At 39.2% G+C, this 11713-nt stretch carries 16 protein-coding genes; 5 read left to right on the top strand and 11 right to left on the bottom strand.

What is annotated here, in order from left to right; all coding sequences use genetic code 11:
• Positions 1-130: 130 nt before the first annotated feature.
• The 10 genes from rfaC to O1Q81_RS01225 form a co-directional block, all read right to left on the bottom strand.
• Positions 131-1090, bottom strand: a complete 960-nt coding sequence (gene rfaC / locus O1Q81_RS01270; RefSeq protein ID WP_386697797.1) for a lipopolysaccharide heptosyltransferase RfaC — start codon at positions 1088-1090, stop codon at positions 131-133.
• Positions 1083-1514, bottom strand: a complete 432-nt coding sequence (locus tag O1Q81_RS01265; RefSeq protein ID WP_386697795.1) for a nucleotidyltransferase substrate binding protein — start codon at positions 1512-1514, stop codon at positions 1083-1085. Before O1Q81_RS01265 ends, rfaC begins: the two co-directional genes overlap by 8 nt.
• A 12-nt stretch (positions 1515-1526) precedes the next feature.
• Positions 1527-2570, bottom strand: coding sequence for a lipopolysaccharide heptosyltransferase II (waaF, locus tag O1Q81_RS01260; RefSeq protein ID WP_386697794.1), 1044 nt, complete (start codon positions 2568-2570; stop codon positions 1527-1529).
• 9 nt (positions 2571-2579) lie between these two features.
• Entirely contained in the window at positions 2580-2855 is a 276-nt protein-coding gene (locus O1Q81_RS01255; protein ID WP_386697792.1) for a Txe/YoeB family addiction module toxin, read from the bottom strand.
• A gap of 4 nt (positions 2856-2859) precedes the next feature.
• Complete coding sequence (locus O1Q81_RS01250; RefSeq protein WP_386688861.1) at positions 2860-3090, bottom strand: hypothetical protein; 231 nt, start codon at positions 3088-3090, stop codon at positions 2860-2862.
• A 10-nt stretch (positions 3091-3100) separates the two neighbouring features.
• Complete coding sequence (locus tag O1Q81_RS01245; protein WP_386688863.1) at positions 3101-3265, bottom strand: hypothetical protein; 165 nt, start codon at positions 3263-3265, stop codon at positions 3101-3103.
• A gap of 189 nt (positions 3266-3454) precedes the next feature.
• Positions 3455-4384, bottom strand: coding sequence for an ADP-glyceromanno-heptose 6-epimerase (rfaD, locus tag O1Q81_RS01240; RefSeq protein ID WP_386688865.1), 930 nt, complete (start codon positions 4382-4384; stop codon positions 3455-3457).
• A gap of 131 nt (positions 4385-4515) precedes the next feature.
• Positions 4516-4845, bottom strand: coding sequence for a DUF413 domain-containing protein (locus tag O1Q81_RS01235; protein ID WP_132299475.1), 330 nt, complete (start codon positions 4843-4845; stop codon positions 4516-4518).
• Between the two features lie 22 nt (positions 4846-4867).
• Positions 4868-5485 (bottom strand): DsbA family protein, encoded by a 618-nt coding sequence (locus tag O1Q81_RS01230; protein WP_386697789.1) that lies wholly within the window; start codon positions 5483-5485, stop codon positions 4868-4870.
• Positions 5486-5504: 19 nt separating this feature from the next.
• Positions 5505-5774, bottom strand: coding sequence for a YihD family protein (locus tag O1Q81_RS01225; protein ID WP_132299479.1), 270 nt, complete (start codon positions 5772-5774; stop codon positions 5505-5507).
• Between the two features lie 67 nt (positions 5775-5841).
• On the opposite strand from O1Q81_RS01225, the gene mobA reads away from it, so the two are divergent.
• The 5 genes from mobA to O1Q81_RS01200 all read left to right on the top strand — a co-directional run bounded on the left by mobA (position 5842) and on the right by O1Q81_RS01200 (position 10089).
• Complete coding sequence (gene mobA / locus O1Q81_RS01220; protein ID WP_386695212.1) at positions 5842-6426, top strand: molybdenum cofactor guanylyltransferase MobA; 585 nt, start codon at positions 5842-5844, stop codon at positions 6424-6426.
• Positions 6404-6961: a DNA-3-methyladenine glycosylase I gene (locus O1Q81_RS01215; RefSeq protein ID WP_386697787.1), complete on the top strand. Its 558-nt coding sequence runs from the start codon at positions 6404-6406 to the stop codon at positions 6959-6961. Before mobA ends, O1Q81_RS01215 begins: the two co-directional genes overlap by 23 nt.
• A gap of 66 nt (positions 6962-7027) precedes the next feature.
• Positions 7028-9397 (top strand): LPS assembly protein LptD, encoded by a 2370-nt coding sequence (gene lptD / locus O1Q81_RS01210; RefSeq protein WP_386697785.1) that lies wholly within the window; start codon positions 7028-7030, stop codon positions 9395-9397.
• A 99-nt stretch (positions 9398-9496) separates the two neighbouring features.
• Positions 9497-9775 carry a type II toxin-antitoxin system RelE/ParE family toxin gene (locus O1Q81_RS01205; protein WP_386697784.1) on the top strand — a complete coding sequence of 93 codons (279 nt, stop codon included), beginning with the start codon at positions 9497-9499 and terminating at the stop codon, positions 9773-9775.
• Positions 9776-9789: 14 nt separating this feature from the next.
• Entirely contained in the window at positions 9790-10089 is a 300-nt protein-coding gene (locus O1Q81_RS01200; protein ID WP_386697783.1) for a HigA family addiction module antitoxin, read from the top strand.
• Between the two features lie 77 nt (positions 10090-10166).
• Here the strand turns inward: O1Q81_RS01200 and ilvA are convergent, their stop codons facing one another.
• A complete protein-coding gene (gene ilvA / locus O1Q81_RS01195) occupies positions 10167-11708 on the bottom strand; it encodes a threonine ammonia-lyase, biosynthetic (protein WP_386697781.1) in 1542 nt (513 codons plus the stop codon).
• Positions 11709-11713: the final 5 nt, after the last annotated feature.

Here is an 11713-nt window from a genome sequence, read left to right as displayed (position 1 = left end):
GGAAAACCCCCGTATTTCCAGAAGTTTCATAGGATTTATTAACATTTAGGAATAAATAATAAGGTCTTCAAATGAAAGGTATGTTCTGAGTGATAATTAAACAAAAAATATATAAATTTTAACCCTCTGATTATCTTAATATTCTTAACAGTTCTAACACATCTTGTACACAAATTTCTGCCATTGCACCCTTATGCAAATAATATTGATTTTTGCCATAACAACCAATGAGTTTAGGGTTTGTCGCTCCATATAAAGTAATATTGGGGACATCTAATGCAGCAGTTAAATGAGCTAATCCAGTGTCAACCGACACTACCGCTTTGGCATTGGTAATGTAATGAGCTAATTCGGTTAAATTGGATTTCGGCAATACTATGACATTTGGAAAGCCTTGTGCGATCCATTCTGCTCGTTGTTTTTCTGTTTGGTTTCCCCAAGGCAAACGAATGGATAAATCAGGAAAAAGTGCGGTGATTTTTTCCGCTAATTTTTTCCACTCGCTATCCAGCCAATGTTTATCCGCTCTGGTGGTAGCGTGAACAAAAATGATATAAGGCTTGCTTGAATAGGATTGTTGAAAATGTTGAACAATACCATAATCCCCTTTGCTTTCGGGCAAGGCGTAACCTAAAGATTGTGCAAACAGTTGGCGAATCCGCTCTACCGCATGTTGTTGATAGTCAATAGCAAAGGTTTTATCGTAAAAGCAACTTGCTAAGGGTTCACGAATAGATTTTCGATCGTAACCGAATTTTTCGCCCCGAGCTAAACGGGTGGCGAACAACGCACTCTTAATCAAACCTTGGGCATCAATTATGGCATCATATTGATTGGCTTGTAATTGTTGTTTGTAGGCGTGCCATTGTTGATAGGTGTGTGTAGCAAATAAATTTTTCCGCCAACGGCGAATCGCAATCGGGATCACCTGATTAACTGCCGCATGCCAAGCAGGAATTTCCGCAAAATTTTCTTCCACCACCCAATCAAATTGCACATTACCTAACGCCTTTTGAGCATCGGTTAAGGCTGGCAAACAATGCAACACATCGCCAAGCGAAGAAGTTTTGATGATACAGATTTTAGCCATTGCGTTGCTCTAATTGGTGCAATAACGCCTGACTACTTGCCAAAAAATCACTCACCGAACCGCACACTTGATGGGCTTTCTCTTCATCATAGGTGTGCGAAGTAATATTTCGCATTTTGCGATACTCAAACCAATTTTCTACGCTATCAATCAGCCCTTTCTCACCCGCTAATCGCAACAGATCACGGAAATTACTTTGGTCAATTTCATCAGGACTGAGTGCATCTTGTTCTAACTGCCGTTTCAGCATTTTAATACTCAGTTCATACACAAACTCAAAATTCTGAATCAACCCTGCGATCAAGGTATTTTGCACTTGGGTTTCTTGCTGCTCAAACCACAGCTTATTTGACACAATCTCATTAGCAGATTGCAACGCAATAATGGCTTTTTGTAAGCTAGAAATATCCAATTTATTGGTCATATCCCCCCCCCCTTAATTAGCCAACAACGGCATTAATTTTTCCAATACCATCTCAGGCGTAATATCAATCAAACTCTGATGATACCCCTCCGCACTGTCTGCCCCTTTGCGAATTTTAATTAAGCCACCTTTAATCAAGCGAATACTCACTGCTTTATCGGATAACGGCGGTGTATATTGCGGACTCGTTGGTCCATAAACTGCCACTAACGGACGACCGACCGCCGCCGCAATGTGCATTAATCCACTGTCATTCGTCACCATTGCGGTACAATCCGCAATCAAATCCACCGCTTGATTGAGTGCCGTTTGCCCAGCCAAATTAACACAATAGCGTTGCAACGATTCAGGTAAACTTAAACGAATTTGCTCACCCACTTCCACATCTTTATTAGACCCAAACAGACGAATACTGTAACCCTGTTCAATTAGTCTTTCCGCTAATTTGGCATAATGATAATGCGGCCAACGTTTGGCAGGACCAAATTCCGCTCCAGGGCAAAAACCAATGGCAGGGCGATTTTCCGCCAGAGCAAATTGTGCGGTGAAAATTTCTTTAGTTTTTTGCACCGCACTTTCATCAACAGTTAAATACGGCGTGGGAATAGGTAAATCTTGTGCAGTAGGAATATTGCCTTTTTCATACCCCAACGCCACATAACGCTGCACCATCATCGGATAGTCGTTTTTATTAGATCGCAAATCATTTAAAAAGAAATAACGACTTTCCCCTTTCCAACCACGACGAATAGGGATTTTAGCAAACAATGGAATGAACGCTGATTTCAAGGAATTAGGCAACACAATCGCCATATCATATTGATCTCGAAGCGATTTGCCAATTTTATAGCGTTCGCCTAGTGAAAACGCCCCGTGACCAATCGGCATTGTCAACGCTTTTCGCACTTCAGGCATCCGTACCAACAATGGCTTACACCAGTTCGGAGCAAGCACATCAATTTGGCAATCGGGATATTGCTGTTTTAAGGTTTGATACAGGCTATGCGACATCATCATATCGCCAACCCACGATGGGGCAATGATTAGGATATTCATAGTTTTGTCTTATTTATCGTCATAATGACCGTGACAGGAAATAACATCAATTCTTTGTTCTGCTTCAAAGATTTCATAAATTAAACGGTTTTTTTGATCGATACGGCGAGAATATACTTCGCCGTCATAACCTTTTAATCGTTCAGGTTTTCCTGTGCCTGTGGTAGGGTGTTGGGCTAATTCTTGTAACAGGGCATTGATTTTCTTTAACGCTTGTTGTTGCACTGATTTTTTATAACCTGCCACACCTGAAAAGAATTTTTCTGAATAACTGATTTCAAACATAAAATTAGCCTAAAAGCAATTTGGTCATTTCATCTTGGCTCACTTGCGTTTTTTTGCCTTGACGAGCTTGATTAACCATCTCTCTGAAATCAGTTTCACTGTATTTTTTGTTGATGAGTTCTACATCGGGATCTTCTTTCACTTTTAACTTTTTTCCACCAAGTGCTTTAATCACGTTTTTTAAGGTAATGATTTCATGGTTATCAAGGTCAATTTCAAAAGTAATTGTTGCCATAGTTCTGTTCCTATTGTTCAATGCCTTGAATGGTATATTCAGGGCATTCGTCCATTTCTTGGTTTTCAGATGTTGAAATAATTTCGTATGTGGCGTTGAACTTCTTTAAAATCCCTTCAAACAACATTAAATCTGATGTTTTGATGGTAACGAGTAATGTTGTTGTCGCTGCCATTTTCTTGTAATCCTATATTGTTTCAACATAGTAAAAGACTAACAAAACTTCCCACTCTAAGCAAGTTAGCTTTTGTTTTTCTGTTAATCTTTTGCTTTGTTTGTGGGAATGCAAAAAAATAGTTAGCAATAAATAAAAGCGAACCCATTGGCTCGCCCTTAATATGAACATAATCGGCTAGTGTCCGATTCAGCTTTTTCTATTTAACCAAGCCATATACTCCGCCACACCCTCTGCCACGGATTTAAATTGATAATCACAACCTGCGGCACGCAGTTTGGTTAAATCCGCTTGGGTATATTCTTGATAGCGAGATTTTAAATGGTCTGGGAATGGAATGGTTTCGATTTCGCCTTTGCCATGGTGTTTTAACACAGCTTGTGCCACTTCAAGGAAACTTTCCGCTTTGCCTGTGCCGAGATTAAAAATACCTGACACGCCATTTTGCCATGCCCATAAATTGACTTGAGCCACATCGCCTACATAGATAAAATCACGCAAGAAATGCTCAGATCCAGCGAATAATTTTGGATTTTCGCCGTTTAAAATTTGGTTATTTAAATGGAATGCGACACTTGCCATAGAACCTTTGTGTTGTTCTTTCGGACCATACACATTGAAATATTTAAAGCCACAAACAGGCGAACTAGCTTCAGGCAAAATGGCACGTACATATTGATCAAATAAGAATTTAGAATAACCGTAGGCATTGAGTGGACCTTCAAATTGGCGTTCTTCTACAAATTGGGTTTTGTCACCGTAGGTCGCTGCACTGGAGGCGTAGAAGAATGGAATTTCACGATCGAGGCAATAATGTAATAATTCTTTGGAATATTCGTAATTATTGTGCATTAGGTATTTGCCGTCCCATTCGGTGGTGGCAGAACAAGCACCTTGGTGGAAAATAACATCAATCTCACCAATGTCATCACCTGCCATAATTGATGCGATAAAATCATCTTTATCGCAATAATCCGCAATATCTAAATCGACTAAATTAATAAATTTAGTGCCGTCTTTTAGGTTATCTACCACTAGAATATCGGTACGTCCCATCTCGTTTAAGGCTTTCACGATATTGCTACCGATCATGCCTGCACCGCCAGTTACGATGATCATAATATTGTCCTTTTGTCTATCTAAATTAGTCTTATTGTAATCTATTTTAATCAAAAGTGCGGTATTTTTTACCGCACTTTTTGGTAAAAAACAGGAAAAATAAAGGCTTGATTGCTCAAGCCCTGTTCATATTAATCGTTCGCATTAAACTCATCTAAGTTATCACTCACTACACCTGAAAGTGTGTAAACACGTTTAATAGTGTTTACTCGTGAACGATATTTGTTCCAAGTTTTCTCGAAAAAAGTTTCCGCTGGGCGTTCACCACGACAGAATGCCACGAAGTTTTTTTCATCTGCGGTTTTCGCTTTGCGAGAACCTTCATCTAAGGCTTTGAATGCCTGACCATATTGTTCTAAGGCTTGCGATTCTTTAATGGTATAATCACCGTGACGAGCGAAACCACGTGGGTAATTTTTGTCATCAAAGAAACGACGTTCTACACTAAAACTTTCAGCCATAATCTACTCCATTTTCCTAAAGTTATTTTTTCAATAATTGTTTTACAGTTTCTACATAATCTGCCACGAAATCATCACGAGATAACCCTTCTGGATTGACTCGGAATTTGCCGTTGACATACATATCTGGTACGCCGCTGACATCTAATTGATCCGCCAGATTGGTTTGGGTTTTCGCTAAGGCGGTTACTGCAAAGCTGTTGATTCCACCATCAAATTGTTCTGCTGTAACGCCGTTATCAATGAAGATTTGACGAATATCGTTCATTGAATTTAAGCTATTTTTTTGAGCGGCTTCAAACAATGGTTTTTTGACTTGATCTTCTGCCCCTAATGCCATGGCTAACGCCCAAGCTCGGGTGAGATTTTCTGATTGAGCCCCTAAGAAATTCACATGATATTGTTTAAATGTCGCATCTGATGGAATATTTTCTTTTACTTTTTTGGGGATCTCATATTGCATTTCAAACGCATAGCAATGTGGACAATAGAAAGAGAAAAACTCGATCACTTCGGTTTTTTCTGAATGTGGACGACTCAGGGTAATGTATTGTTCGCCGTCTTTTAATTCTGCGGCTTGCAGATTAACACTGGCAATCGCCATGGTGGCAGCAATTAAGCTAACGAGAAATTTGTTCATAATCAGGTTTCCTTTAAAATTATTTTAAAATACCACGTGCTTTAAGCAGAGCAGTTTTAAAATCTTCTTCGTAATCTTTTTTGATCCCTGGAATAGGTTCATGTTTATCTTTACCGTGCATTTTGAGCTGATAAATAATCACTTCATCAGACAGCTCAGTGAGTGGTTTTTCAAAGCCAGCTTCATCTGCAATAGCTTGTAAAATTTGCATTAAACTCATTTCAGGGTCTTTATTAGACCAATAAGGCTGTAAAAGTTCCAAAACTTCATTTAAACGATGACATTTCATAATCTTTTCCTTTGTATTAAGATAGCTGACGCAGAATGATACTTGAATTAAAGGCGAATGACAAACAATGATAACGATAAGTGCGGTAATTTTAGCAGGTGGTAAGGCAAGGCGGATGCAAGGAGCGGATAAAGGGCTGCAAATTCTGGCTGGAAAGCCATTGGTTGAACATATTCTCCGCCGTTTACAGGTACAATTAGAGGATATTGCGATTAATGCTAATCGTCATATTGAACAGTACCAGCAATTTGGTTTACCTGTTTTTAGCGATGAATTAGTGGATTTTCAAGGACCATTAAGCGGAATATTAACGGGACTAAAACGGGCTGAAACCGATTATGTGTTATTTGTGCCTTGCGATTGCCCTTTTTTGCCGTTGAATTTGCTAGAGAAATTAAAAAGTGCGGTGTTAATTTCGCAAAGTTTAGTGGTTTATGCCAGCGATGGTGAACGTGAACATCCAACGTTCTGTTTAATTTCTCGTCAATTATCCACCGCACTTTCTGCTTATTTACAGCAAGGTGAACGGCGAATGTTGCAATTTATGTTGGAACAAGGGGCGGTTGCCGTGGATTTTTCCGAACAAAAAAACGCTTTTCGCAATTTTAATACCTTACAGGAGTTAGCCGATGCAAATCATCAAACGTTGTGATTGGGCTGGGGACTTGCCCATTTATCAAGATTATCACGATAAGGAATGGGGTAAGCCTGAATTTGATAGTCAGAAATTATTTGAGAAAATCTGCCTTGAGGGACAACAAGCTGGTTTATCTTGGATAACCATTCTCAAAAAACGCGAGGCTTATCGTGAAGCCTTTTATCAATTTGATCCGGTAAAGATTGCACAAATGACGGAGAACGATATTGATCGTTTAATGCAAAATGTGGGGTTAATTCGTCATCGAGCTAAGTTAGAAGCCATTGTTAAAAATGCCAAAGCCTATTTAGCCATGCAAAAGTGCGGTGAAAATTTTTCCGATTTTATTTGGGCGTTTGTTGATCATCAACCGCAAATCAATGATGTACCCAGTTTGGATTGCATACCAGCCAAAACCGCCACATCAAAAGCGATGTCAAAGGCATTAAAGCAAAAAGGCTTTGTGTTTGTCGGCGAAACCACGTGCTATGCGTTTATGCAATCGATGGGATTAGTCAATGATCACTTGAACGATTGTTTTTGTAAATAAAATGCCTTTTAATATGGTTTTCTTGTATAATCACCCTAATTTTAATCACGCAGAATGGTTAACCAAATGAAGAAAAATTATTACACGTTACTTTCTTTATCAATTTTGACCGCACTTTATAGTTCGAGCAGTTTGGCAAATATCGATGATTTACGTCAGCGTTGTTTAGCTGGTGTACCGCAAATTTCGGGCGAAGTTGTGCAAGGTGATCCGAATGATCAGCCAGTTTATATTGAAGCGGATAAGGCGAATGTTGTTAATCCAAGCCGAGCGGTTTATAGCGGTGCAGTAGATTTTAAACAAGGTAATCGTCATTTACAAGCAGATGAAGTGGAAGTAACGCAATCGGGCAAGGGGGATAATGCACAGCGTTATGCCTATGTGCGTGGTCAGTTTGATTATAAAGATGATTTAATCAAAATTAACGGTGATAATGCTAAAGTGCATTTAAACAGTAAAGATACTGATATTGCGAATGCCAATTATCAATTAGTTGGTCGTCAAGGACGTGGTACGGCTGAAACATCAGAAATGCGTGCGGATTATCGTTTATTGAAAAATGCGACTTTTACATCTTGTTTGCCTGATGATAATGCGTGGCAAATTGATGCGAGTGAAATGAAGCAACACGTTCAAGAAGAATATGCCGAAATGTGGCATGCTCGTTTTAAAGTGGCTGGTGTGCCAGTTTTCTATACCCCATATTTGCAATTACCATTGGGTGATCGCCGCCGTTCAGGGTTGTTAATTCCAAGTGCAGGAAGTTCAAGCCGTGATGGTTATTGGTATGCTCAACCGATTTACTGGAATATTGCACCAAACTATGATGCAACTTTTACGCCGAAATATATGTCACATCGTGGTTGGCAAATGAATGGTGAATTTCGTTATTTAAATGTGTTGGGTGAAGGAAAATTGGCAGGCGAATACTTAGGCAAAGATCGCTACAATGAATACGCCACATCTGATAGTGATAGAAAACGACATTTATTCTACTGGGCGCATAATGCTAAATTATGGGATAACTGGCGGTTAAACGTGAATTATACCAAAGTCAGTGATAAACGTTATTTCAGTGATTTTGATTCCGATTATGGGAGCAGTACTGATGGTTATGCGGATCAAACTGCTCGTTTAGCCTATTATCAACCAAACTGGAATTTTGCCGTTTCTATTAAAAAATTCCAAGTGTTTGATGATGTGGACATCGGACCGTATCGTGCCTTACCACAAATTGATTTTAATTATTATAAGAATGGTTTAGCCAATGGTTGGGCAGATTTCAAATTATTTGCTCAAGCAGTACATTTTGATAATGACAGTTCAAGTATGCCAACTGCATGGCGTTATCATGTTGAGCCAAGTGTTAATGTGCCATTATCCAATCGTTATGGTAGTCTAAATATTGAAACCAAACTTTATGCCACCCATTATCAACAAAAAGCAGGAACGGGAGTAGATGCGAATACGCAAAGTTCAGTTAATCGCGTGTTACCGCAAGTTAAAGTCGATTTACAAACTGTGTTAGCCAGCCAAAAAACTTTATTTAAAGGCTATACACAGACCATTGAACCGCATGTTCAATATTTATATCGTCCTTACAAAGATCAAAGTAATATCGGTTCAAAACAAAACTCCAGTTATTTAGGCTTAGGATACGATTCAGCCTTGTTACAACAAGATTATTATTCTCTATTCCGTGATCGCCGTTATAGTGGATTAGATAGAATTGCGTCTGCCAATCAATTTACCTTGGGGGGGACAACCCGTTTTTATGACAAAAATTCAGAAGAACGGTTTAATTTATCTTTAGGGCAAATAATTTATCTGAATAATTCTCGTATTGACGATACCACAGAGAACAGTACCACAGGGCGTTCATCTTCTTGGGCATTAGAAAGTAACTGGAAATTCAATGATAAATGGAGTTGGAAAGGTAGTTACCAATATGATACTCGTTTAGATGCGACATCATTGATGAATTCTACCTTAGAATATAATCCAGAGCGTAATAATTTAGTCCAATTGAATTATCGTTATGCGAGTAAGGAATATATTAACCAGAACTTAACCTCAAGTGTAAACCGTTACAACCAAGATATTCAACAAGTTGGAGCGGTAGTCGCTTGGGAAGTCGCGGATAACTGGGCTGTGGTCGCTCGTTATTATCATGATATTGCCTTAAACAAACCAGTAGAACAATATGCGGGTGTACAATACAACAGTTGCTGTTGGGCTGTGGGCGTAGGTATTCGGCGTTATTTAGTTAATGAAAACTCAAAACGTCAATATAGTGGTGAAAAAGATACCCTATATGATCATAGCATCGGGATTACCTTTGAATTACGAGGTTTAGGTGGCAACGATCACCGTAGTGGCATTGTACAAATGTTAGATAAGGGTATGTTACCTTATATTAAATCGCCAGAGTTGTAATGGTTGGCTATCCTAAAACCAGCTTTCGGGCTGGTTTTTTTGTATTGAAAAACGTATCGCTATACACTACAATAGAAATAAATGTATTTAGGAATAAAGATGATACTTTCTTTTAAACACAAGGGGCTTGAGAAATTTTATTTAACAGGAAGTAAAGCAGGTATTCAAGCTCAACATTCGGCAAAACTTTCTCGTATATTGGCTCGTTTAGATAGTGCAAAAACACCACAAGATATGAATATCCCAGGTTGGAACTTACATACACTGGCTGGCAATTTACTCAATCATTGGAGTGTTAAAGTTAATGGTAATTGGCGGATTACCTTTAAATTAGAAAATGGACATGCTGAAGTTGTTGATTATCAAGATTATCACTAAGGGGAATATTTACAATGTCTATGTACAACCCACCGCACCCTGCGGAAATTATTAAACAAGATATTTTACCTGAACTAGGTTTAACCGTTACGGAAGCAGCCAAACAACTCGGTATAAATCGAGTAACATTCTCTCGTTTACTCAATGGCAAAGCGGGGATTAGTGCTGATATGGCGATTCGTTTGCATGCTTGGTTAGGGAAAAATAGTCCAAGTCCTGAAAGTTGGTTACACCAGCAAGCTAATTATGACTTATGGAAAGCAGAACAAAAACAACCGCCTAAGGTTATTGCGTATCAGACAATTTATTCGTGAATAAAAAAACCACTCTATGTACAGAGTGGTTTTTTACAACATCAACCTAAAAACTGCGGTGCTTTTTCAGCCAGTTTTTATCCCACTAAAAAATACCGATACGCCACACTTTCCGTTACATCTTGATAGCTGTAACCGATTTTTTCTAGTTGTTGTGTAAATGCCGTAATACTTTCTTCTGCCACTTGGAAACCAGCTAACACATTACCATAATCTGCACCATGGGCGCGATAATGGAACAGTGAAATATTGGTATTGGTAGTATTCAAGGTCGCTAAGAAATTTATTAACGCCCCTTTTTGTTCAGGAAATTCAAAACTATATAAACGTTCGTTTAACTGGCTACTTGAACGCCCACCGATCATATAACGAATATGGGTTTTGGCAATTTCATCATTGGATAAGTCTTGCACATTGTAACCATTATCACGGAGCTGTTTGAGTATCGCTTGTTTTTCCTGTTCACCCGTAATACGCACACCGACAAAAATACACGCCTGTTTTTCATCTGCATAACGATAATTAAATTCTGTTACAGGATTTTGTCCGAGTATTTGACAGAATTTCAAGAAACTGCCCTGTTGTTCTGGAATGGTGACGGCAAACAAGGCTTCTTGTTTTTCGCCGATCTCACAACGTTCAGACACATAACGTAAGGTATGGAAATTTAAATTTGCCCCAGACAAAATATTCACTAGGGTTTCGCCTTGAATATTATGTTGTTTAACGTATTTTTTCAAACCAGCTAACGACAATGCTCCAGAGGGTTCAGACACGGCACGGACATTTTCAAACATATCTTTCATAGCAGCACAAATTTCATCGCCGTTCACTAGTACCACATCATCAAGATATTGCTGACAAATGCGGAAGGTTTCATCACCAATACGTTTGACCGCCACACCATCGGCAAATAAACCGACACGCTCTAAGTCCGTTGGCTCGCCCGCTTTTAATGCAGCATATAAACAGGCACTATCTTTACTTTCGACACCGATGACTTTAATTTCAGGTAAAAGTTGCTTAATTAACACCGCGATTCCAGCCACTAAACCACCACCACCAACAGGGACAAAAATACGGTCGATATGACTATTTTGCTGTAATAACTCCATGGCTAATGAACCTTGCCCTGCGATCACGGCGGGGTGATCGAAAGGGGGAATAAAGGTCATTTGCTTGGTTTCTGAAAGCTCAATAGCTTTGGCTTTGGCTTCGTCAAAATTGGCACCGTATAATAACACTTCGCCACCAAAACCACGCACTGCATCAACCTTTATTGACGGTGTATTTTGTGGCATTACAATTAAGGCTTTTAGACCTAAATGTTGGGCAGATAATGCGACACCTTGAGCATGGTTGCCAGCAGAAGCAGCAATCACGCCAGCGGATTTTTGTGCATCGGTTAAACCCGCAATCATGGCATAAGCACCACGCAATTTGAAGCTATGCACAGGTTGACGATCTTCACGTTTCACCAGAATATGATTCGCCAAACGCTCCGATAATTTTGGCATCGCTTGCAATGGGGTAACTTGAGCTAATTCATACACTTTTGAGCTGAGTACTGCTCTTAAATATTCTGCACCAGTAGGCTGGTGAGATAAATTATTTGTCATTTTTT

The organism is Lonepinella sp. MS14436 (assembly GCF_042470565.1).
Classification (GTDB): Bacteria; Pseudomonadota; Gammaproteobacteria; order Enterobacterales; family Pasteurellaceae; genus Lonepinella.
Note: the sequence above shows the minus strand (reverse complement) of the source record. Positions and strands in the feature narration are given on the sequence as shown.

Excerpts from the sequence above, each read along its gene's own strand:
- rfaC (WP_386697797.1), bottom strand. The coding sequence starts at position 1,090 with ATGGCTAAAATCTGTATCATCAAAACTTCTTCGCTTGGCGATGTGTTG.
- O1Q81_RS01265 (WP_386697795.1), bottom strand. The coding sequence starts at position 1,514 with ATGACCAATAAATTGGATATTTCTAGCTTACAAAAAGCCATTATTGCG.
- waaF (WP_386697794.1), bottom strand. The coding sequence starts at position 2,570 with ATGAATATCCTAATCATTGCCCCATCGTGGGTTGGCGATATGATGATG.
- O1Q81_RS01255 (WP_386697792.1), bottom strand. The coding sequence starts at position 2,855 with ATGTTTGAAATCAGTTATTCAGAAAAATTCTTTTCAGGTGTGGCAGGT.
- O1Q81_RS01250 (WP_386688861.1), bottom strand. The coding sequence starts at position 3,090 with ATGGCAACAATTACTTTTGAAATTGACCTTGATAACCATGAAATCATT.
- O1Q81_RS01245 (WP_386688863.1), bottom strand. The coding sequence starts at position 3,265 with ATGGCAGCGACAACAACATTACTCGTTACCATCAAAACATCAGATTTA.
- rfaD (WP_386688865.1), bottom strand. The coding sequence starts at position 4,384 with ATGATCATCGTAACTGGCGGTGCAGGCATGATCGGTAGCAATATCGTG.
- O1Q81_RS01235 (WP_132299475.1), bottom strand. The coding sequence starts at position 4,845 with ATGGCTGAAAGTTTTAGTGTAGAACGTCGTTTCTTTGATGACAAAAAT.
- O1Q81_RS01230 (WP_386697789.1), bottom strand. The coding sequence starts at position 5,485 with ATGAACAAATTTCTCGTTAGCTTAATTGCTGCCACCATGGCGATTGCC.
- O1Q81_RS01225 (WP_132299479.1), bottom strand. The coding sequence starts at position 5,774 with ATGAAATGTCATCGTTTAAATGAAGTTTTGGAACTTTTACAGCCTTAT.
- mobA (WP_386695212.1), top strand. The coding sequence starts at position 5,842 with ATGATAACGATAAGTGCGGTAATTTTAGCAGGTGGTAAGGCAAGGCGG.
- O1Q81_RS01215 (WP_386697787.1), top strand. The coding sequence starts at position 6,404 with ATGCAAATCATCAAACGTTGTGATTGGGCTGGGGACTTGCCCATTTAT.
- lptD (WP_386697785.1), top strand. The coding sequence starts at position 7,028 with ATGAAGAAAAATTATTACACGTTACTTTCTTTATCAATTTTGACCGCA.
- O1Q81_RS01205 (WP_386697784.1), top strand. The coding sequence starts at position 9,497 with ATGATACTTTCTTTTAAACACAAGGGGCTTGAGAAATTTTATTTAACA.
- O1Q81_RS01200 (WP_386697783.1), top strand. The coding sequence starts at position 9,790 with ATGTCTATGTACAACCCACCGCACCCTGCGGAAATTATTAAACAAGAT.
- ilvA (WP_386697781.1), bottom strand. The coding sequence starts at position 11,708 with ATGACAAATAATTTATCTCACCAGCCTACTGGTGCAGAATATTTAAGA.